Origin of the sequence: Kitasatospora sp. NPDC094028 (assembly GCF_049543595.1) — a bacterium.
In the GTDB taxonomy this organism is placed as follows: Bacteria; Actinomycetota; Actinomycetes; order Streptomycetales; family Streptomycetaceae; genus Kitasatospora.
The window spans coordinates 95,062-114,046 of the sequence record NZ_JBMVFA010000001.1; the positions used below are offsets into that span (position 1 = coordinate 95,062).

Annotated in this window: 23 protein-coding genes and 1 other RNA gene; 15 read left to right on the plus strand and 9 right to left on the minus strand. The window is 73.0% G+C overall.

Annotated features, from left to right (window positions below):
• The first annotated feature begins 393 nt into the window (after positions 1 to 393).
• Genes ACPC54_RS00425 through ACPC54_RS00435 form a run of 3 tightly spaced genes read left to right on the plus strand, consistent with a single transcriptional unit; the run spans position 394 to position 3,135 of the window.
• A complete protein-coding gene (locus tag ACPC54_RS00425) occupies positions 394 to 1,230 on the plus strand; it encodes a Nif3-like dinuclear metal center hexameric protein (protein WP_498959555.1) in 837 nt (278 codons plus the stop codon).
• Positions 1,231 to 1,253: 23 nt separating this feature from the next.
• Entirely contained in the window at positions 1,254 to 1,997 is a 744-nt protein-coding gene (locus tag ACPC54_RS00430) for a zinc ribbon domain-containing protein (RefSeq protein ID WP_498959557.1), read from the plus strand.
• Between the two features lie 4 nt (positions 1,998 to 2,001).
• Positions 2,002 to 3,135: a bifunctional RNase H/acid phosphatase gene (locus ACPC54_RS00435; RefSeq protein WP_498959558.1), complete on the plus strand. Its 1,134-nt coding sequence runs from the start codon at positions 2,002 to 2,004 to the stop codon at positions 3,133 to 3,135.
• Positions 3,136 to 3,214: 79 nt separating this feature from the next.
• Here the strand turns inward: ACPC54_RS00435 and yaaA are convergent, their stop codons facing one another.
• Positions 3,215 to 4,000, minus strand: coding sequence for a peroxide stress protein YaaA (gene yaaA, locus ACPC54_RS00440; protein WP_498959560.1), 786 nt, complete (start codon positions 3,998 to 4,000; stop codon positions 3,215 to 3,217).
• Between the two features lie 43 nt (positions 4,001 to 4,043).
• The gene (locus tag ACPC54_RS00445; RefSeq protein WP_498959562.1) at positions 4,044 to 4,490 is read right to left on the minus strand and encodes a DUF3995 domain-containing protein; all 447 of its coding nucleotides are present in this window, start codon (positions 4,488 to 4,490) and stop codon (positions 4,044 to 4,046) included.
• A 191-nt stretch (positions 4,491 to 4,681) separates the two neighbouring features.
• Here ACPC54_RS00445 and ACPC54_RS00450 point away from each other — a divergent pair, with 191 nt between their 5' ends.
• From ACPC54_RS00450 to rnpB, 5 genes are all read left to right on the plus strand, one after another.
• Positions 4,682 to 5,047 (plus strand): hypothetical protein, encoded by a 366-nt coding sequence (locus ACPC54_RS00450; protein ID WP_498959564.1) that lies wholly within the window; start codon positions 4,682 to 4,684, stop codon positions 5,045 to 5,047.
• Complete coding sequence (locus ACPC54_RS00455; protein WP_498959566.1) at positions 5,044 to 5,433, plus strand: type II toxin-antitoxin system death-on-curing family toxin; 390 nt, start codon at positions 5,044 to 5,046, stop codon at positions 5,431 to 5,433. The genes ACPC54_RS00450 and ACPC54_RS00455 overlap by 4 nt, the downstream gene beginning before the upstream one ends.
• Before the next feature lie 94 nt (positions 5,434 to 5,527).
• Complete coding sequence (locus tag ACPC54_RS00460) at positions 5,528 to 6,988, plus strand: RNB domain-containing ribonuclease (protein WP_498959569.1); 1,461 nt, start codon at positions 5,528 to 5,530, stop codon at positions 6,986 to 6,988.
• A gap of 163 nt (positions 6,989 to 7,151) precedes the next feature.
• Entirely contained in the window at positions 7,152 to 8,627 is a 1,476-nt protein-coding gene (locus ACPC54_RS00465; protein WP_498960526.1) for an MFS transporter, read from the plus strand.
• Between the two features lie 13 nt (positions 8,628 to 8,640).
• An RNA gene (rnpB, locus tag ACPC54_RS00470) (RNase P RNA component class A) lies at positions 8,641 to 9,038 on the plus strand.
• Between the two features lie 192 nt (positions 9,039 to 9,230).
• On the opposite strand, the gene ACPC54_RS00475 is transcribed toward rnpB, so the two are convergent.
• A complete protein-coding gene (locus ACPC54_RS00475) occupies positions 9,231 to 10,493 on the minus strand; it encodes an NsdA family TPR-like regulatory protein (protein ID WP_498959571.1) in 1,263 nt (420 codons plus the stop codon).
• A 206-nt stretch (positions 10,494 to 10,699) separates the two neighbouring features.
• Here ACPC54_RS00475 and ACPC54_RS00480 point away from each other — a divergent pair, with 206 nt between their 5' ends.
• The 4 genes from ACPC54_RS00480 (at position 10,700) to ACPC54_RS00495 (ending at position 13,503) form a co-directional block, all read left to right on the plus strand.
• Positions 10,700 to 11,164 carry an ATP-binding protein gene (locus tag ACPC54_RS00480; RefSeq protein ID WP_498959573.1) on the plus strand — a complete coding sequence of 155 codons (465 nt, stop codon included), beginning with the start codon at positions 10,700 to 10,702 and terminating at the stop codon, positions 11,162 to 11,164.
• Between the two features lie 79 nt (positions 11,165 to 11,243).
• Complete coding sequence (locus tag ACPC54_RS00485; protein ID WP_498959575.1) at positions 11,244 to 12,362, plus strand: radical SAM protein; 1,119 nt, start codon at positions 11,244 to 11,246, stop codon at positions 12,360 to 12,362.
• Between the two features lies 1 nt (position 12,363).
• Entirely contained in the window at positions 12,364 to 12,561 is a 198-nt protein-coding gene (locus ACPC54_RS00490; protein WP_097238145.1) for a hypothetical protein, read from the plus strand.
• A gap of 96 nt (positions 12,562 to 12,657) precedes the next feature.
• Positions 12,658 to 13,503 (plus strand): GNAT family N-acetyltransferase, encoded by an 846-nt coding sequence (locus ACPC54_RS00495; RefSeq protein ID WP_498959578.1) that lies wholly within the window; start codon positions 12,658 to 12,660, stop codon positions 13,501 to 13,503.
• A 161-nt stretch (positions 13,504 to 13,664) separates the two neighbouring features.
• On the opposite strand, the gene ACPC54_RS00500 is transcribed toward ACPC54_RS00495, so the two are convergent.
• The 3 genes from ACPC54_RS00500 to ACPC54_RS00510 form a co-directional block, all read right to left on the minus strand.
• Positions 13,665 to 13,922: a metallothionein gene (locus tag ACPC54_RS00500; protein ID WP_498959580.1), complete on the minus strand. Its 258-nt coding sequence runs from the start codon at positions 13,920 to 13,922 to the stop codon at positions 13,665 to 13,667.
• Between the two features lie 92 nt (positions 13,923 to 14,014).
• The gene (locus tag ACPC54_RS00505) at positions 14,015 to 14,413 is read right to left on the minus strand and encodes an ACT domain-containing protein (RefSeq protein WP_498959582.1); all 399 of its coding nucleotides are present in this window, start codon (positions 14,411 to 14,413) and stop codon (positions 14,015 to 14,017) included.
• Positions 14,414 to 14,462: 49 nt separating this feature from the next.
• On the minus strand, positions 14,463 to 15,194 hold the full coding sequence (locus ACPC54_RS00510) for a GbsR/MarR family transcriptional regulator (RefSeq protein WP_498959584.1): 732 nt from the start codon (positions 15,192 to 15,194) through the stop codon (positions 14,463 to 14,465).
• Between the two features lie 258 nt (positions 15,195 to 15,452).
• Here ACPC54_RS00510 and ACPC54_RS00515 point away from each other — a divergent pair, with 258 nt between their 5' ends.
• Positions 15,453 to 16,022 carry a PadR family transcriptional regulator gene (locus ACPC54_RS00515; RefSeq protein WP_498959586.1) on the plus strand — a complete coding sequence of 190 codons (570 nt, stop codon included), beginning with the start codon at positions 15,453 to 15,455 and terminating at the stop codon, positions 16,020 to 16,022.
• Between the two features lie 63 nt (positions 16,023 to 16,085).
• Here ACPC54_RS00515 and ACPC54_RS00520 read toward each other — a convergent pair whose 3' ends face one another.
• Together ACPC54_RS00520 and ACPC54_RS00525 are read right to left on the minus strand one after the other, a co-directional pair.
• The gene (locus ACPC54_RS00520) at positions 16,086 to 16,301 is read right to left on the minus strand and encodes a hypothetical protein (protein WP_498959588.1); all 216 of its coding nucleotides are present in this window, start codon (positions 16,299 to 16,301) and stop codon (positions 16,086 to 16,088) included.
• A gap of 38 nt (positions 16,302 to 16,339) precedes the next feature.
• Complete coding sequence (locus tag ACPC54_RS00525; protein ID WP_498959590.1) at positions 16,340 to 16,558, minus strand: DUF8847 domain-containing protein; 219 nt, start codon at positions 16,556 to 16,558, stop codon at positions 16,340 to 16,342.
• 435 nt (positions 16,559 to 16,993) lie between these two features.
• Between ACPC54_RS00525 and ACPC54_RS00530 the strand changes: the two genes are divergently transcribed.
• Positions 16,994 to 17,689 carry a bifunctional DNA primase/polymerase gene (locus ACPC54_RS00530; RefSeq protein WP_498959592.1) on the plus strand — a complete coding sequence of 232 codons (696 nt, stop codon included), beginning with the start codon at positions 16,994 to 16,996 and terminating at the stop codon, positions 17,687 to 17,689.
• Positions 17,690 to 17,705: 16 nt separating this feature from the next.
• Here ACPC54_RS00530 and map read toward each other — a convergent pair whose 3' ends face one another.
• On the minus strand, positions 17,706 to 18,551 hold the full coding sequence (map, locus tag ACPC54_RS00535; protein WP_498959594.1) for a type I methionyl aminopeptidase: 846 nt from the start codon (positions 18,549 to 18,551) through the stop codon (positions 17,706 to 17,708).
• Positions 18,552 to 18,656: 105 nt separating this feature from the next.
• Between map and ACPC54_RS00540 the strand changes: the two genes are divergently transcribed.
• Positions 18,657 to 18,881, plus strand: a complete 225-nt coding sequence (locus ACPC54_RS00540; protein ID WP_498959596.1) for a hypothetical protein — start codon at positions 18,657 to 18,659, stop codon at positions 18,879 to 18,881.
• Positions 18,882 to 18,985 lie beyond the last annotated feature (104 nt).

An 18,985-nucleotide genomic window follows, 5' to 3' on the forward strand; every position in this document is an offset into this window, starting at 1 on the left:
TCGGGGAGCGTCGGCGCTCCCCGGCGGGGCCCCGTCGCGCCGCCGGCCCTTCGTGGGGCCGGTGGTGACCGGGGCAACTCCCGTTCGCAGGACTGAAGTTAGTTTCGAAAATTCCGGTGGTTCAACGCGCGGCCACTCCCTTCACTCGTAAGGGTGATCCGGGAGCGGTTTCGAATTCGTACGAAGACCATGCTGTGAGTAACGGGCGCCCGGCGTGCGGGCGCGCGCGGCCCGCGCACGGCGTCCCGGGCGCTCCGCCGGCGCCTCCGCCGCAGGTTGACGCGCATCCGTACGCCCCTGGCACCGGCGTCCGAAGCCAGGAAGGGGGCCGAAGCTCCGGTCCCCCGAACGGCCGAGGCCCGACCGCCCCCGCGCGCACGGTAGTCTCGACAGGTGCCGAAACTGTCCGACGTCATCACCGCGCTCGAAGAGGTCTACCCCCCGCAGTGGGCGGAGTCCTGGGACGCAGTCGGCCTGGTCTGCGGGGACCCCCGGGCCGAGGTCGGCCGCGTGCTGTTCGCCGTCGACCCCGTGCAGGCGGTCGTCGACGAGGCCGTGGCGTGGGGCGCCGACCTGGTGGTCACCCACCACCCCCTGTACCTGCGCGGCACCACCAGCGTCGCCGCCACCTCCTTCAAGGGCCGGGTGGTGCACACGCTGATCACCAACGGCATCGCCCTGCACGTCGCGCACACCAACGCCGACCACGCCGACCCGGGCGTCTCCGACGCGCTGGCCGAGGCGGTCGGCCTGCGGGTGACCGGCCCGCTGGTGCCGGACCCGACCGACCCGCTGGGCCGTCGCGGCAGCGGCCGGATCGGCCTGCTGGAGCCGCCGCTGACGGTCTCCGCCTTCGCCGCGCAGGTCGCCAAGGGCCTGCCGGCCACCGCCGCGGGCGTCAGGGTGTCCGGCGACCCGAACCGGCTGCTGAGCCGGGTCGCGGTCTGCGGCGGCTCGGGCGACGGCTTCTTCGCCGACGTCCGGGAGGCCGGCGTGGACGCCTACCTGACCGCCGACCTGCGTCACCACCCGGCCTCCGAGGCCGCCGAGGCCGCGCCGGTCGCGCTGTTCGACGCCGCCCACTGGGCCACCGAGTGGCCCTGGCTCACCCTGGCCGAGCGCTCCCTGCACGCCGCCGCCGACCAGCGCGGCTGGGCCGTCGAGACGAAGGTCTCCCACCTGGTCACCGACCCGTGGACCGCGCACGCCCCGATGTCCTTCCCCGCCTGACCCGATTCACAGGAGCTTTCCGCTTGAACGCCGCGCCCGCCGACCAGATCCGCCTGCTCGACCTCCAGGCCATCGACTCGAAGCTCGACCAGCTGGCCCACCGGCGCCGGAGCCTGCCCGAGCACGCCGAGATCGACAAGGCCACCGCCGACCACACCGCGCTGAAGGACCTCGTCGTCGCCGCCGAGGCCCAGCAGGGCGACACCGCCCGCGAGCTGACCAAGGCCGAGGGGGACGTCGAGCAGGTCCGCGCCCGCGCCGCCCGCAACCAGCAGCGCCTGGACTCCGGCGCGATCACCTCGCCGAAGGACCTGGAGAACCTCCAGCACGAGATCGGCTCGCTCGCCAAGCGCCAGGCCGACCTGGAGGAGGTCGTGCTGGAGATCATGGAGCGCCAGGAGACCGCCAAGACCCGGGTCGACGAGCTGTCCGCCCGCCTGGAGCACTCCACCGTGGTGCTCAAGGAGGCCGAGGCCCGCCGCGACGCCGCCTTCGGCGAGATCGACGGCGAGGCCGAGAAGGTCCAGCGCGACCGCGAGGCCGTCGCCGCCGTCATCCCGGCCGACCTGCTGAAGCTGTACACGAAGCTGCGCGACACCCAGGGCGGCGTCGGCGCGGCCCGGCTCTACCAGCGCCGCTGCGAGGGCTGCCGCACCGAGTTCTCGATCACCGAGCTGAACGCGATCAAGGCCGAGCCGAAGGACAAGGTCGTGCGTTGCGAGAACTGCTCGCGGATCCTGGTCCGCACGGCCGACTCGGGCGTCTGATCCGGTGGCGGCGCGCTTCATCGTCGAGGCGGACGGCGGGTCCCGGGGCAACCCGGGGCCGGCCGGCTACGGCGCGGTCGTCCGGGACGGCGACACCGGGCAGATCGTCGCGGAAGCCGCCGAGTTCATCGGGCACGCCACCAACAACGTGGCCGAGTACCGGGGCCTGATCGCCGGCCTCGCCGCGGCCCGGGCGCTCGACCCGGACGCCTCGGTGGACGTCCGGATGGACTCCAAGCTCGTCGTCGAGCAGATGTCCGGGCGCTGGAAGATCAAGCACCCCGACATGCAGCCGCTCGCCGCCGAGGCGCGCACGCTCCACCCGCGCGGCCGGGTCACGTACACCTGGATCCCGCGCGAGCGGAACAAGGACGCCGACCGGCTGGCCAACGAGGCGATGGACGCCGGCCGGGACGGCCGCCAGTGGGAGCCCCGGAAGCCGCCGGTCGCCGTCGAGGAACCGCCGCTGGAGACCCCCGCCCCCAAGGCCGGCTGGGCCGCCCCCGCCGACCTCGGCACCCCCACCACCTTCGTCCTGCTGCGCCACGGCGAGACCCCGCTCACCCCGGAGAAGCGGTTCTCCGGCAGCGGCGGCAGCGACCCGGAGCTGTCCGAGAAGGGCCGCTGGCAGGCCGAGCGGGCCGCCGAGGCATTGGCGGCCCGCGGCAGCATCCAGGCCGTCGTCGCCTCCCCGATGCTCCGCACCCGGCAGACCGCCGAGACCGTCGCCGTCCGCCTCGGCCTGGAGGTCCGCTACGAGGACGGGCTGCGCGAGGTCGACTTCGGCGACTGGGAGGGCCTGACCTTCGCCGAGGTGCGGGAACGCCACCCGGAGGACCTGACGGCCTGGCTCTCCAGTGCCAAGGCCAAGCCGACCGGCAGCACCGAGAGCTTCGCGACGCTCACCCACCGGGTCGGCGTCGCCCGGGACAAGGTCCTGGCCCGGTACGCGGGGAAGACGGTGCTGGTGGTCTCGCACGTCAGCCCGATCAAGACACTGGTCCGGCTCGCGCTCGGCGCCCCGCCGGACTCGATGTACCGGATGGAGCTCGCGGCCGCCTCGGTGTGCGCCGTCCAGTACTACGCGGACGGCAACGCCTCGCTGCGGCTGCTCAACGACACCTCGCACCTGCGCTGAACACCCGCGCCGAACACCTGCGCCAAGCCGCGCAGACCGCCTGTGCCGACCGCCTGCACCGGCCGCCCGGTCCGGGCGGTCAGTGCACCTCGGTGACCACCACGTCCAGCTGCCACGGCTTGCGTGCCGTGCCCTCGGCGGCCAGTTCGACGTGGTGGCCCAGCTCCCGCAGCGCGTCCATCAGCTCGCCCGGCGTCTTCGGCTCGGCGCCCGCGACCAGCAGGTCCCGGACGATCCGGCCCTTCGTCGCCTTGTTGAAGTGGCTGACCACCGTGCGCTTGCCGTTGCGCTCCTGCAGCACCCGGACGGTCGCCGTGCGGGCGGCCACCTCGCCGGCCGGCTTCCACGCCGCCGCGTACGCCGAGCTGCGCAGGTCCAGCACCAGCCCGTCCGCGACCTCCGGGAGCACGGGCGCCATCGCGCTCCGCCAGTGCGCCCCGAGCGCCCCCGGGCCGGGCAGTTTCACGCCCATCGAGCAGCGGTAGGACGGGATCCGGTCGGAGATCCGCACCGCGCCCCACAACCCCGAGAAGACCAGCAGTGCCCGCTCGGCCCGGTCGTACGCGGCCGCGTCCAGGGTGGCCAGGCCCAGGTTGTCGAACAGCACCCCGGTGTACACCTCGCCCGCCGGACGGGCGCCGGCGCCGAGCAGCCCGGCGTTCTTGCCGACCTCGCCGCGCAGGCCGGGGGAGAGGCCGAGCACCTCGGCGGCGGCCTCCTCGTCCCCCCGGCAGAGCCCGACCAGCGCGTCCAGCACCGCACCGCGCGCCGCCGTCAGGCCGGGCAGCGACAGCCGGTCGAGCGCCACCGGCGCTCCGTCCCCGGACGCGGCCTTGCCCTCCGAAGGCGGCAACAGCACCAGCACAGCGGGACTCCTCGACGGTTTGTGGCGGACGAACCCCGCCACCCTACTGCGACCGGTCCGCCGCCCGGGCCGCGACCAGGGCCGTCCCGGCGCCCAGGGCCAGGCAGAGCGGCGAGTAGTAACGCCGGTCCAGGCGCTTGAACCGCTCCGTGCGCTCGATGACCGTCCCGAACAGCGCCAGCCCGCCGATCCCGCGCCCCAGCATCACCGTGGAGACCGTCCGCAGCCCGAGCCGCCGCAGCCGCTTCGGCCCCACCGCGGGCACCACCCCGGCCTCCGACGCCACCAGGTACGCGGCCGTCCCCAGCATCCCCGTCACCGCCAGGCAGGCCACCGCCGGCGGCACCTCGTCGCCCGCACCGATGAACGTGTCCGCGAACTCCTCCGGCGTCCGGATCGGCCATGTCGTCACCGCCCACATCGCGTGCAGCGCCCCCACCGCCGCCATCCCGGAAGCCACCGCCACCCCGGTCGCCTTCACCACGCTCATCGCCAAACCCCCTCCGCGAACGGACACTTGAGCCCAGCCTACGGGCCCCTTACGGCGCCCCCGACCGGCCCCGGACCGCGGCGCCCGCCCCGCTCGCGGCCCCGGGGCCGGCCCGGTGGCCCGCGGCCCCGTAAAGCGGTGGGCCGCCGCGCCGTTCCGCACTACCGTGACCTGCGAGGAGAGTGAGTGAGATGACCCTGCGACCCCTGGACCTGGTGCCCGACGACGGCGACGCCGTGGAGGAGTCCCTGCCTGTACGCCTGCCCGCCGGGCTGCCGGCGGAGACGCGGCAGGCGCTGGAGTTCGCCGTGCGGGCGGCCGCGGAGGCCGTGATGGCCGGCCGGGTCCGGGTGACGGAGGCGCCGACCGGCTCGGACACCGCCGAGCTGGCGTTCGAGGTCCGCCAGTCCGAGGTGCCGGGCGCTCTCACCGAGCCGCAGCCGCAGTCGCAGCCGCAGCCCCGGTCCCAGCCGAGCCGCGCCGAGCGCCGGGCCGCCATGGTGGCGCGGATCCGCGAGGCCAACGCCGAGACGCTGGAGAGGCTGAAGGACCTGTGACCGAGCCGACCCGGCACACCGAGTACCTCGACCTGGAGGACGTCACCTATCTGGCCGGCGGCGCGTGGAACATCCGCGACCTCGGCGGCCTGCTCTCGGCGCTGGCCCGCCCGCAGGCGAGCCTGTTCGGCGGCGACGCCTACCCGGACCTGTGGACCAAGGCCGCGGCCCTCGGCCAGAGCCTGGCCCGCAACCACCCCCTGGTCGACCGCAACAAGCGCACCGCCTTCGAGGCGATGCTGCTGTTCCTGGACTACAACGGCGAGCCGTACACCGACCCGCACCCGGACGACGCGGTCGCGTACGTGCTGCGGCTGGCCACCGGCGGCTACGACGACGCCGTCGCGCTCGCGGCGAAGGACCTCAAGTCCCTGCTCGGCCGCTGACGCCCCGCCGGACGCCCCGCCGACGAGCCGCGCCACGGCGCGTCCGGCGGCGGCGTCCGTCCGGAATCACCCGATTCGCCCTACGCTGGCCTGCATGCCTCGCCGAAAACTGCGCGTCAAGGCCGCCGACTCCGCCCGGATCAACACCGAGCTCACCGAACTCCGCACCCGCCTGGAGATCCACACCGAGTGGCCCGAGGCGGTGCTGGCCGAGGCGGAGGAGGTGGCCGAGCGCCCCCGGATGCCCGAGCAGGACGCCACCGACCTGCCGCTGTTCACCGTCGACCCGCCCGGCTCGCGCGACCTCGACCAGGCCATGCACCTCACCCACCGCCCGGGCGGCGGCTACCGGGTGCACTACGCGATCGCCGACGTCGCCGCCTTCGTCCGCCCCGGCGGCGCGATCGACACCGAGGCCCGCCGCCGGGTCGAGACCCTGTACTTCCCCGACCACCGCGTCCCGCTGCACCCCGCCCGGATCTCCGAGGACGCCGCCAGCCTGCTGCCCGGCGAGCCCCGGCCCGCCCTGCTCTGGCAGCTCGACCTCGACGCGGACGGCGCCCTCGTCCTCGCCGACCTGCGCCGCGCCCTGGTCCGCTCGCACCGCCGCCTGGACTACGCGGCCGTCCAGCGCGCCGTCGACCTCGGCGGCGCGGACGAACAGCTCGCCCTGCTCGCCGTCGTCGGCCGGCTGCGCGAGCAGCGGGAGCGCGAGCGCGGCGGGGTCAGCCTGCCGGTGCCCGAGCAGGAGGTCGAGGAGACCCTGCACGGCTACGTCCTCGGCTTCCGCGCGCCCAGCCCGGCGGACGGCTGGAACGCCCAGATCTCGCTGCTCACCGGCATGGCCGCGGCCGAGCTGATGCTGGACGCGGGCATCGGCCTGCTGCGCACCCTGCCCGCCGCGCCCGCCCACGCGTACGAGCGGCTGCGCCGGATCGCCGCCGCGCTGGACGTCGACTGGCCGCAGGCGCTCCCGTACCCGGAGCTGATCCGCTCGCTGGACCCGGACGCGCCGCTGGACGCCGCCTTCCTGAACGCCTGCACCGGCCTGCTGCGCGGCGCCGGCTACCACGCCTTCGACGAGTCCCGCGGCCTGCCCGCCCCGGCGGACCCGGGCCACGCCGCGCTCGCCGCCCCGTACGCGCACTGCACGGCGCCGCTGCGGCGGCTCGGCGACCGCTTCGCCCAGGAGGTGTGCGCGGCCGTCGCGGCGGGGGAGGAGGTGCCGGCCTGGGCGCGCGAGGCGCTGCCGGGCGTGCCGGCGCTGATGGCGAGCGGGGACCGCCGGGCCGCCGAGGTTGAGCGGGCCTGCGTGGACCTGGTGGAGGCGGAGCTGCTCGCGGGCCGGGAGGGCGAGGAGTTCAGCGCCGTGGTGATCGACGTGGACGAGCGGCGGCCGGCCTCCGGCACCGTGCAGCTGCGCGAGCCGGCCGTCCGGGCCCGCTGCGACGGCGCGGCGGCGGGCGGGCCGGGGCTCCCGCTGGGCCGGGTGATCGACGTCCGGCTGACGACGGCCGATCCGGGGACCCGCACGGTCCGCTTCGCCGCCGTCTGACCGGGCCCGCCGACAGCTCCCGCGGACAGCTCCCGCGGACCGTACCAGCCGCCGACCACCCCGCCACCCGTACGGTCCGCCTCCGGCCCCCACCCGCCACCGGGGGTGGGAGGATCGGTCCGTGCCCGATGCTCCCGCGCCCTCCGCTCCTTCCCCCACCGCCCTGTCCGGGCCCGTCCCCGACCGGCGCCGCCGCCTGCTCGTCCTGGCGATCTGCTGCCTGAGCCTGTTCATCGTCGGCCTGGACAACACCGTGGTGAACATCGCGCTCCCCGCGATCCAGAAGGACCTGGACGCCCCGGCCTCCGGGCTGCAGTGGATCATCGACGCCTACACCCTGGTGCTGGCCTCGCTGCTGATGCTGTTCGGCTCGGTGGCCGACCGCTTCGGCCGCCGCCGGGTCTTCCAGACCGGCCTGTTCTGCTTCGCGCTCGGCTCGCTGCTGTGCAGCCTGGCGCCGAGCCTGGGGTGGCTGGTGGCCTTCCGGGCGGTCCAGGCGGTCGGCGGCTCGATGCTCAACCCGGTGGCGATGTCGATCATCACCAACACCTTCACCGACCCGCGGGAGCGGGCCCGGGCGATCGGCGTGTGGGGCGGGGTGGTCGGCATCTCGATGGCGCTCGGCCCGCTGGTCGGCGGCTTCCTGGTGGACGGCGCCGGCTGGCCGTCGATCTTCCTGATCAACGTCCCGGTGGCGCTGCTGGCCATAGGGCTGACCGCCCGTTACGTCCCCGAGTCGCGCGCGCCGCGGCCGCGCCGGCCGGATCCGGTGGGCCAGCTGCTGATGGTCGTGCTGCTCGGCTGCGGCACCGCCGCGATCATCGAGGGCCCGGGCAACGGCTGGACGTCCCCGCTGATCCTCGGCCTCGCGGCGACGGCCGTCGCCGCGCTGGTCGCCTTCCCGCTCTGGGAGCGGCGGGTCGCCGAGCCGCTGGTGGACCCGCGGTTCTTCGCCAGCGCGCCGTTCACCGGCGCGACCCTCACCGCGGTCTGCGCCTTCGCGGCGCTCGGCGGCTTCCTCTTCCTCAACACCCTCTACCTGCAGGACGTCCGGCACTACGGCCCGGTGGAGGCGGGCCTGTGGACGCTGCCGATGGCCGGGATGATGCTGGTCTGCGCGCCGCTGTCCGGACGGATCGTCAGCAGCCGCGGCCCGCGCCTGCCGCTGGCCGTGGCCGGGTCCTGCCTCGCCGCGAGCGGGCTGCTGCTGACCCGGCTCACCGCCGACTCCCCGGCGGCGCTGCTGCTGGTCGCGTACGCGCTGTTCGGCTTCGGCTTCGGCATGGTCAACCCGCCGATCACCAACGCGGCCGTCTCCGGGATGCCGCGCGCCCAGGCGGGCGTGGCCGCGGCGGTCGCCTCGACCAGCCGCCAGGTCGGCCAGTCGCTGGGCGTGGCGGTGATCGGCACGGTGGTCACCGCGGCCGTGGTCGGCCCGGTCGCGACCGGTTTCGCCCCGGCCAGCCACGCCGGCTGGTGGATCCTGGTCGGCCTCGGCGCCGCGATCCTCACGCTCGGCCTGCTCACCACCACCGCCTGGGCCACCGGCACGGCCGCCCGGGTGGCGGCCCGGCTCGGCGCGGAGCCGCCCGTCGTCCGCTCCGGTGTACGGGAGGCCCCGCCCGAGCGGCTACGATGACCACTACGGCGGAAGAGCCGGCCGGGCGGTCGCGACGGGTCCCAGACCCGCCGAGGAACGTCCGGGCTCCACAGAGCAGGGTGGTGGGTAACGCCCACCCGGGGTGACCCGCGGGACAGTGCCACAGAAAACAGACCGCCCACCGCTTCGGCGCGTGGGTAAGGGTGAAACGGTGGTGTAAGAGACCACCAGCGACCGGGGTGACCCGGCCGGCTAGGTAAACCCCACCTGGAGCAAGGTCAAGATCGGTGCCCTCGGGCACCGTGCGCGGATGCTTGAGGGCTGCTCGCCCGAGTCCGCGGGTGGACCGCACGAGGCTGTCGGCAACGGCAGCCCTAGATGGATGGCCGCCTCCCCGGGCCGCGCGAGCACCCCGGGAGACAGAACCCGGCGTACAGGCCGACTCTTCCGTCGCCTAGCTGAGGGAAGGCCCCTGATCTGCAAATTCGCAGATCAGGGGCCTTTTCATGTCTCGAAGATCTGTCATTGCTTGCTGACTCTTCGTGCCTGCCGCAGCCTGTTTCTGGGTGTGCGGTGGCGATCGTGTGGCGGTGAGAACGGTCGAAGCAGCCGTCCAAGAGCCCCCCGGTAACCTCGTTGCAGCTAGCTGGCCAGCGCCTCCCCGAGCAGCGCGTACGGCCGGCCGGTGAGCTGGCGATGCAGCGTCTCGGTGCGGGATCGGATCAGGCCCTCACGGTAGGCGGCCGGCAGCCGCTCCCACACCCCGGACGCCATCTCGGCCGCACCGGTCGGGTCGCCGTCGACGCGCAGGCACTTGGCGGTGTCCACTGCCAGCAGGGCGCGCGCCATTACCGACGGAGAGTCCGTGAGCGCCAGGGCGTCCTCCTGTGCCTGGTAGGCGCTGCCCGTGTCGCCCAGCAGTGTGTATGCCTGCGACAGGTGCACGTGGTGCTTCTGCTCGGGGTAGCCGAACCAGGTGTCAGCCGCCTCGGCGCCCTCCAGTCGTTCCGCCAGATTCCGCACGTCGTCCACTGCTCGCCGGGCTGCTTCGAGGTCGCCGGAGGCTGCCAGAGCCCGCGCTGTGACGGCTGCAGCGAGTGCTCCGGCCGCAGTCGGGCTGCTCCCCGCCTCCCGCCGAGCCTGCTCGGCGATCCGAGCGGCAGCCCCGGGAGCGCCGTAGTTGAGCGGGACCATGGCATGCCGGGCCAGTACCCAGGCGATCATCCGCTGATCACCGGACTCCCGCGCGGCCTGCTCGGCGGTGGCGAACCACGAGTAGGCGTCGCGCTGGTCACCGCGGTCATGTTGGACGATCGCCACCAAGCCCGCGATGCCTGCCGCTGTACGGGCGAGGTCCGCACGGGTACGCGCCGGGTGGGGGCGGTTCAGTACTTCACCAACCAGATTGAGATCACCCGTCATCTCGGCTAGCACCGCCTCCGGCGCCCGGCCACGGTAGCCGCCCCGGTGCCGCTCGAACGCCGATTCCAGGTAGGCGAGATCGCCCTCTCCGGAGGTCCCGAGCGCGGCCGTGATCCCCTCGCGGGCCTGCGCGATACCGGGCAGCACGACGATGCCGGCGGCTGCTCCTATCCCTGCTCCGATGAACTTCCGCCTGTCCACGCTGTTGCCCTTCGTGCTGCACTCACTCCGGTACCGCCGCGAGGCGGCGGCGGCCTCGGCCACCTGCTCCACGGTCAGACCGTAGGCGGCGGCGATCCCGTGGTACGAGGGTTTCTGCGGAATTCGTTTCTCCGTTTCCCACCGCTTGATGGTCTCCCAATCGCACCACTCACCACTTGCTGCGGCGACTGACTCTGCCTGCTCGGCGCGTGTCTTCGTCGGATGCGTTTCGCGGATCTCCCGCAGCAGCCGGCCAATCCCGTCCGGGCTGACACCGCTCACAGACGGCCCCCTCGAATCGAAGCTGACAGTGGCTCAAGTCTGGCCCCGTTGGCGGCCCCCCGACAGAAAACGCACCCCTTCGTGGCCCCTCTCCTACGGCATGCCCGCGCCGTTCAATGACTAACAGCCGCCCAGCGCGAGGAATCACCGATGCTCCTCGGGTCTGTGGAAGAGGGCCGGGCGGCCCCTGACTACCGGAGGCTGCCGTGACGACCAGGACGACGCTGCTGCATGCCGAGCACGGCCCGATCCATGCTGACACGGCCGTGGTGGCCAAGGCAGTTGACGTGCCCACCAGCCAGCGCCACCGCTGCACGCGGCACATGCCCTGCGCCCCCGAGTCGGCGAGGAGCGCTCGACTCCTGGTCCAGGAGAAGCTGATCGAGTGGGGCCGTCTCGATCTGCTGGAAGATGCTCGGCTGATCGTCTCGGAGCTGGTCGGCAACGCAGCCCGGCATACCGGTTGCACCCGGCTGTGTGTCGCACTCTGCCTGGACGGTGACCGGCTCCGACTGGCGGTCCGCGATTCGTCACGCACCCTGCCTGTAGTCATCAAGACCGGGGTCACCGAGACGTCCGGGCGCGGCATGGGCCTCATCGACAGCATCGCCAACCGCTGGGGCGTCGACGAAGCCCCGTTCGGCAAATGGGTCTGGGCCGAGATCGGCTGACTCCACCGAACACCCTGCGGCAAGCAGGCCGGTAGGGCGTCACAGCGACCGAATACCGCTCAGCGAAGGAGGGAAACACGTGCACGAGCTGATCGCCAGTCCGTTCCTGGACGAATACCTGTTGGTGCGCCCCGGCGCCCGGGGTGGTCTCCGGCTCCCACAGGCCAACTACGAGGAGCTGTGTGCTCTCAACCCCGCTCAGGCGGCTCCCTCGTGGCTCGCGGACGCCGTGCGCGCCCAGTGGGCGGACCTGGACGTGACCAGTCGTCCTGCGGGTGACGTCCTGCTGGTCCGACAGCCCTCCGCGTGGGGATACTCGCGAGCCAGTTGGGAGATCAACCTCGGCTGCAACTACAAGTGCAAGCACTGCTACCTCGGGCTCAAGGTCAACTCGGGCATGCCGCTCGCGGACAAGCTCACCTGCCTGGGCATCATGGCCGAGGCCGGCGTCCTCTGGCTCCAGATCACCGGGGGCGAGCCCACCGTGGACCGGGACTTCATGCCCTCGTATCGCCGCGCGTTCGAGCTGGGCATGATGATCACCGTCTCCACCAACGCCTCGTTGCTGTGGCGGGAGAACCTGCTGGAGATGTTCCGCGAGTGCCCGCCCTACCGGGTCACGGTGTCGATGTACGGGGCGACCAAGGCCAGCTACGACGAGCTGACCCAGCGGCAGGGCGCCTGGGACCTGTTCATCCAGGGCATGAACGCCGGCCGCCGGGCCAAGCTGCCGCTTCGGATGAGCATCATCGTCACCGAGGACAACGCCACCGAGGAACAGGCGATGATCGACCTGTGTGAAGGCTGGGGGCTGGAGTACAACGTCTTCACCAACATGACTCCGACGATCTACGGCGGGGCGGAGTCGCTGACCGCGCAGTCCAAGGAGCACCTGCGGATGCGCAAGCCGTTCGGCGGCTGCAACGCCGGACACACCTTCTTCCACACCGACCCACACGGGCTGGTGTCCATCTGCAAGATCGGCCGTGACGACCAGATCAGTCTCCCCACCGAGGGGATCAACGGCCTCGCCCGGCTCGGCGCCATCGCCGACCGCCTCATGCTTCGCACCGGTGGATGCTCCGGCTGCCAGCTCTCCGGCGCGTGCACCGTGTGCCGGCCGCTGGCCAAGCACTACCAGGAGGCGAAGGCACCACTCGCAAGTTACTGCCAGCACGGGATCAAGAAAGCAGGGTGACATGACCGCTGTAGCTGTCGAACTCTCCCCGAGGCGTCCGCTCCCGGACGACGGCCCGGCCCAGCGCCTGCCGTACCTCACGCGGCCGATCGCGGCCCCGACCCCGCCCGTCACCGAGATCATCGCCGTCGGCGACCTGGACGACGTCATGGACAGCGTGAAGTGCTCGTGCAACGCGGGCGACGACAACCCCCACTGAACCACCCGCTGATCGCACCTGATCAGTAACGCTCAGGCCCCGGCGCTCTCCGCGTCGGGGCCTGAGCCGTGCGGGGCCGGCGAGTAGGGTGCGGGTATGGATCTGCGCTGGGACTTGCTGCGCCCCGTGATGTGCGTCCCGTATTTTCCGACGCTCGGGCCGCTCCACCCCGAAGCTGTTTCCGCTGAGCTTCTGGCCGAGGTGTTCGCCGTCGCCGGCACTGGAGAATTCCTGCCGCACGACAAGGACCGGCGGTGGTCCGACCACAAGGACGAGCATGTCCTGGTGGACGCCGTCGTTCAGGACCAGGCTCGCACGCTGATCCCCACCATCACCGGTCGCGGCATCCTGCGCGTCCATCTCTACGGCGCCCGCGAGCACCGGCAGGAGGCCGAAGAGTTGGCCGCCAAGCTCGCCGCCGGGCGCGACGCGTCTCAAGCCCGCGTGGTGTGGTTCCAGGACACCGCCGACCCAGTGGCCGCCTCTACCCGTGTACAGCTACGTACCTTCGACCAGGACGCACCAGCCGTCGAGGGAATCGAGGCCCTCGGCCAACTGCCCGAAGCCATCCGGACCTCCTTCCCCGAGTTCGCCGAGAAGCTGGCCGGCGAGGGCTTCGTGTTCCTGCACTCCCGGATCGACAGAGTCGGCCCCGTTCTGGTCGTTGTCCAGGACGAGCGCGTGGTAGGCGCAATCGGCCCCATGGAGACCATGGCCGACCCCATCGGTAGGCGACGACTCCTCCCGCAGTACTTCGTTGTTCTGCCGGAATACCGCAGCCTCGGCCTCGGGCGGCTCCTGTGGCGCTCGGCGATGCACTGGGGCAAGGAGTACGGCGCCGACTACCAGCTCTTGCAGACAGCTGCCGGGGGCGCATCCGACCGGCTGTGCCAGAGCGAGGGCCTGGCCGACCTCGGCTTCGTCTGCACCATCACGGTCTGACGAGGCCATCTGAAGAAGCCAACTGAGTGGCGGTCGCCGAAGGTGTGGCGATCTGGTGGCGATCGGACTGCCAGGAACGGCGTTTCCGCAGGTCGCTGCTGGTGAAGAGACTGTTCCCGGCGTACAGGCCGACTCTTCCGCCCCCTTCCCCCCTGACCGGCTCAGGCGGGGTGCGCGCCGATGGCGTCGCGGATCTGCGAGCCCAGGCCGCCGTTGACGCGGGCGCAGTTGGCGCAGCAGAAGAACATCCCGGCCACCTCGACGCCGTGACCGACGATCCGGACGTTGCAGTGCTCGCAGCGCGGCGCCAGCTTCTCCATGGCGCACTCGAAGCTGTCGAAGGTGTACGTGTCGCCGGTGATCGTCTTGATCTCGAAGGCGAGCCAGTAGTCGTTGCCGCAGGTGACGCAGATGGCCATGGTGGCCGGCTCCTTCCGCCGGGGCCGCCCCCGCGGGTCGGCCTCCCTCCAGTGTCGAAGGGCCGACCGGGGGCGGCCACCCGGCGGGACCGTCAGGCGGAGCGGGCGGCGAGGGCCTCCAGGGCGCGGACGGCGCGTTCGGCGTCGTCGGCGCCGACGAAGAGGTGGTCGTGGTGGAAGCCGGCCACCACGTTGCAGCTGATGTCCTCCTCGGCCAGCCGGGTGGCGACGGCGGCGGTCAGGCCGACGGCCTCCAGCGCGGAGTGGATCTGCAGGGTGATCCAGGCGGCGACGTACTCGTAGCGCAGCCCGAGCGCGTCGGCCTCCTCCTTGGCGACCACCACCGTGACCCCTTCGGGCTCGGCGACGGTCACCACCGGCCGCATCCCGGCGGGCACCTTCGCGGGGAGGGTGCAGTAGACGTAGCGCCCCGGGTTGAGCACGGGGCGCATGCCGCGCAGCAGCGTCGCAAGATCTCGTTCACCGGCCATGCCCGCCACCGTAGCGGCTGGCCCCCGCCCGTGCCGCGCGTTTTCGCGGCTACCCGGTGGTGTCGTCCGCGGGCTTCGTGTGCAGGACCTGGCGGCCCTGCTCGGCGGCGCGGGCGATGCTCTCGGAGACGAAGTCGAGGAAGCGGGCGATGTTCTCCAGCCGCTCGGCCGCCGGGGTGCCGGGGCCGAGGACGCCGACGCCCTCCCGCGCCGTCCCGACGAGCTGGGCGGTGCCGTGGACGCTGGCCATCATCGACCGGTACCAGATGTCGTCGTCGACGGAGTAGCGCTCGCGGCGGCGCTCGTCCCGCTCCCGCAGGACCATGCCCTGGCCGTCCAGGTACGCGATCGCCTTGGAGACGGACGCCGGGCTGACCTGCAGGCGCTGGACGAGTTCGGCCGCGGTCAGGCTGCCCGCGTCGGTCATGTAGAGGCAGGCCATCACCCGGGACATCATCCGGGGCATCCCGGTCGCGGTGAGGACGGCGGTGAAGGTCTCCTCGTAGGCGCGCACCGCCTCCGGGTCGCGCCCGTGGGCCTGCGGCGGCGCCGGTGCGTCGGCGGGGGCGGCGGCGGGCTTGCGCCGCTGGGCGCGTCGGCCGGTGGCGCGCTGGGCGAGGTCGGCCCGGTAGGAGGCGGGGCCGCCGTTGCGCAGCACCTCGCGGGTGACCGTCGAGGTCGGCCGGTCGAGGCGCCGGGCGATCTCCGCGTAGGCGAGGCCGTCGGCGAGGCCCTGCGCGATCTGCTGGCGCTCCTGCTGGGTGAGTCGGCCTCCGGGCACGGCGGTCCCTCCTTCGTGGGCGCGGGGCTGCGGCTGTGGGTGAACCGTAGCGTTTCGCGCTCCGGAAACGAGCGGCCGGGTATCGGGATCCGTTGACGAGTGACAGTCTGCGATATATCGTCGAGCTATCGAGACAGTGACTCGACTGTCTCGCCGACAATCGAGGAGGTGGGCGCGATGCGCTCAGGAACGCGATCTCGCTGGGAGGGGCCGCGCGGCGGTGGACGCCGCCGCGGTCCGGGCCCGGAGTTCCGGGGGATGCCCGGCGACGGCTTCGAGGGGCGGGAGGCCTTCGGCGGCTTCGGCCCGCCGCGCGGCGGCCCGTACGGGCACGGCTTCGGCGGTCTCGGCGGCCGGCGGGGCGGACCGCACGGGCGGCGCGGCGGCCGGGCCCGGCGCGGGGACGTGCGCGCCTCGCTGCTGGCGCTGCTCAAGGAGCGGCCGATGCACGGCTACGAGATGATCGCCGAGATCACCGAGCGGACCGGCGGGGCCTGGCGGCCCAGCCCCGGCTCGATCTACCCGAACCTCCAGCTGCTGGAGGAGGAGGGCCTGATCATCGCGGAGGTGGTCGGCGGCAAGCGGCTGGTGTCGCTCACCGATGCGGGCCGGGCCGAGGCCGAGGCCGTCCCGGGCGAGCCGTGGGCGGAGGCCGGCCGCGAGGTCGACTGGGAGGCCGTCCAGGAGATCGGCCAGACGCTGGCCTCGGTCGACCAGGCGATCCAGCAGGTCATGCGGAACGGCACCGAGGCGCAGCGCGCCAAGGGGCTGGCCGTGCTGGTCGAGGCCCGCAAGAAGCTGTACCTGATCCTCGCCGAGGATGACTGACCGGCGCGGGGGGACCGGAACCACAGGCGGTGCCGCTGCCCGCACGGGCGGGGCCCGGCGGAGTCAGCGCACCACGAACAGTGCCGCGCAGGCGAGCAGCAGCACCGCCCACCCGAACCAGAGCCAGCTGTTGGGGCCGATCACCACGGTGTAGAGGGAGACCGCCAGCAGCAGCGCCCCGGTGACGCCGGCGATCTGCCGGTTGTGGTGCGCGACCGCCTGCGCGCGGCTCCTGGAGTGCCGCGCGGGGTGCCGTACCCGCCGTACCGTCCTGGCCATGCCGACCTCCCGGGGAGGCGATGCGGGCGGGCGGTCCGTCAGCCGGAGGCCGCCTCGTCGTACTCGTAGCGCCAGAACCAGCTGAGCCCCCGCACCTGCTTGCTGCGGACGTACACCAGTGTGCGCGCGGGAGTCGTGCCGTGCGCGGGGACGGGCACCCGGTACTTCTTCGGCACGCCGAGCATCGGGCCCAGCGGGATGGGGAGGACCTGCCCGTCCAGGGGGCCGCCCACGAATTCGGTGTCCGCGCTCTTCACCCCTCCAGGGTCTCACCTCCACGGGGTGGCCACGCGGAGACGGAGGCCCGGTGAGGGCGCAGTGCCGGGAGTGTGACCGGGCAGGCACCGCCCCCGGTCAACCGGAGGCCCCGCGCACCCCTATCCTTTCCTGTACGCCCTCGGGAATCACCCGGGTCAGCGGGCCCCGAACGGGCCGGGCGGGGTGCGGATCGGCGTGCCCTCCGGCCGGAGCCGGCGCGGACAGCGTGCTGCCGCGACTTCCCTCCGCCCTCCGTGCCGCGGGCCCGGCGTCGGTCGTCCGGTGATCCCGGGCCGCGGTCGGCGGGGCGCGGACGACAGGGCCGAACACCGCCCCGGGAACCGGGAAGCAGCGGCGGGCGCTGGGCGTTGCGTCGGAGTGGTACGTCGAACGCTGTGTCGCACCAGGCACGGCAGTTGCGCGGAAGGGGCCCGATGGAAGCCGGCAGCAGGTGGACGACCTGGTGGCAGAAGCGTGATCGTCAGCGTCCGGGCGGCGCGGACAGCCCGGCCGCCAGACTGGATCAGCTGCTCGGCGCCGTGCGCGCCGGCTTCCCGCTCGCACCCGCGGCCCATCCGGCCGGCTACCGGTGCTCCTGCGACCGGGTGGCCTGTCCGGCCCCGGCCCGGCACCCGGTCTCCTTCGCCTGGCAGACCCAGGCCACCACCGACCCCGAGCAGTTGTCCCGCTGGCTCTCCCGCGACCCGCAGGCCAACTTCATCACCGCCACCGGCCGGGTGCACGACGTGCTGGACGTCCCGGCCGAGGCCGGACGGCTGGCGCTGGAGCGGCTGACCGCGCTCGGCGTCGAGGGCCCGGTCGCCGCCGTGGGCGAGGACCGCTACCTCTTCTTCACCGCCACCCGCGGCACCCCGCAGGACGAGGACGAGTGGTGGGACAGCGCGCTGGACTCCACCCCGGACACCGTCTCCGAGCACCCCGGCCTGCGCTGGCACTGTCGCGGCTCGTACACCCTGCTGCCGCCGGCCGCGCTGCCGGACGGCTCCCAGGTGCGGTGGCTGCGCGGGCCCGAGCAGCCGCTGCCGGACCCGCTGCGGGTGCTGGACGTGCTGACCGACGCCTGCACCGAGGTGGGCGCCGTCGCCGAGGAGCAGTGGATCATCGGCTGACGACGCCCGAGCGGGGTCACGGCAGGGTGAGGATCTCCGCGCCGTCCGCCGTGACCACCAGGGTGTGCTCGAACTGGGCGGTGCGCTTGCGGTCCTTGGTGACCACCGTCCAGCCGTCCGGCCAGATCTCGTAGTCGTACGTGCCCAGGGTCAGCATCGGCTCGATGGTGAAGGTCATGCCGGGCTTGATGACCTCGGTGGCCCGCTCGCTGTCGTAGTGCGGGACGATCAGGCCGGAGTGGAACGACGTGTTGATGCCGTGGCCGGTGAAGTCCCGCACCACGCCGTAGTCGAAGCGCTTGGCGTAGGACTCGATGACCCGTCCGATCACGTTGATCTGACGGCCCGGCTTGACGGCCTTGATCGCCCGGTTGAGCGACTCTTCGGTGCGCTCGACCAGCAGCCGGGACTCCTCGTCCACGTCGCCGACCAGGTAGGTGGCGTTGAGGTCGCCGTGCACCCCGTGGATGTACGCGGTGGCGTCGATGTTGACGATGTCGCCGTCCTGGAGGACGGTCGAGTCCGGGATGCCGTGGCAGATCACCTCGTTGATCGAGGTACAGACGGACTTGGGGAAGCCCCGGTAGCCGAGGTCGGACGGGTAGGCGCCGTGGTCGCACATGTACGCGTGGGCGACGGCGTCCAGCTCGTCGGTGGTGACGCCGGGGGCGATCAGCTTCGCGGCCTCCGCCATCGCCCGGGCGGCGATCCCGCCCGCGATCCGCATCTTCTCGATCGTCTCGGCGGTCTGCACCTCGGGCCCGGTGTACGGCGTCGGGGCGGGCTTGCCGACGTATTCGGGGCGCGCGATGTGCGCCGGGACCTTGCGCTGCGGGGACTGGATGCCGGGTACGAGAGCCATGCTCCGGAGTCTAGTCGTCGGCCCGGCGGCGGCCCGGTGGTGTGCGGAGCCGCCCCGGGCGGGGAATGATCGGACCGACCCACCCCAACGGATCGGGAGCGCACCATGCCCATCGGATTCCGCCGCAAGCCGACCGGTCAGCCCGGTGAGTGGTTCTACTGCCTCAAGCACGGCAAGGTCGAGGAGGGCCCGGAGTGCCCGGCCAAGGACCGCCTCGGCCCGTACGCCAGCCCCGAGGAGGCCGCGCACGCGCTGGACCTCGCGGACGAGCGCAACCGGGAATGGCGCAACGATCCGCGCTGGAGCGACAAGCCGAAGGACGGGGCGTAGTAGCCGCCGTCGTTGTCGGTGCGGTCCGCCGGCTTGTGGCCGTGACGGTTCGACAGGTTGCGGGGGATGCCGGGTACGCTCGGTGCACCTTCCGCCTGCGTCGG

What these genes read in the sequence shown, in the direction of transcription:
- ACPC54_RS00445 (WP_498959562.1), bottom strand. Translation starts at nt 4,490, where the DNA reads ATGAGCGTGGTGAAGGCGACCGGGGTGGCGGTGGCTTCCGGGATGGCG.
- ACPC54_RS00450 (WP_498959564.1), top strand. Translation starts at nt 4,682, where the DNA reads ATGACCCTGCGACCCCTGGACCTGGTGCCCGACGACGGCGACGCCGTG.
- ACPC54_RS00460 (WP_498959569.1), top strand. Translation starts at nt 5,528, where the DNA reads ATGCCTCGCCGAAAACTGCGCGTCAAGGCCGCCGACTCCGCCCGGATC.
- ACPC54_RS00490 (WP_097238145.1), top strand. Translation starts at nt 12,364, where the DNA reads ATGACCGCTGTAGCTGTCGAACTCTCCCCGAGGCGTCCGCTCCCGGAC.
- ACPC54_RS00495 (WP_498959578.1), top strand. Translation starts at nt 12,658, where the DNA reads ATGGATCTGCGCTGGGACTTGCTGCGCCCCGTGATGTGCGTCCCGTAT.
- ACPC54_RS00500 (WP_498959580.1), bottom strand. Translation starts at nt 13,922, where the DNA reads ATGGCCATCTGCGTCACCTGCGGCAACGACTACTGGCTCGCCTTCGAG.
- ACPC54_RS00505 (WP_498959582.1), bottom strand. Translation starts at nt 14,413, where the DNA reads ATGGCCGGTGAACGAGATCTTGCGACGCTGCTGCGCGGCATGCGCCCC.
- ACPC54_RS00515 (WP_498959586.1), top strand. Translation starts at nt 15,453, where the DNA reads ATGCCCGGCGACGGCTTCGAGGGGCGGGAGGCCTTCGGCGGCTTCGGC.
- ACPC54_RS00520 (WP_498959588.1), bottom strand. Translation starts at nt 16,301, where the DNA reads ATGGCCAGGACGGTACGGCGGGTACGGCACCCCGCGCGGCACTCCAGG.
- ACPC54_RS00530 (WP_498959592.1), top strand. Translation starts at nt 16,994, where the DNA reads ATGGAAGCCGGCAGCAGGTGGACGACCTGGTGGCAGAAGCGTGATCGT.
- map (WP_498959594.1), bottom strand. Translation starts at nt 18,551, where the DNA reads ATGGCTCTCGTACCCGGCATCCAGTCCCCGCAGCGCAAGGTCCCGGCG.
- ACPC54_RS00540 (WP_498959596.1), top strand. Translation starts at nt 18,657, where the DNA reads ATGCCCATCGGATTCCGCCGCAAGCCGACCGGTCAGCCCGGTGAGTGG.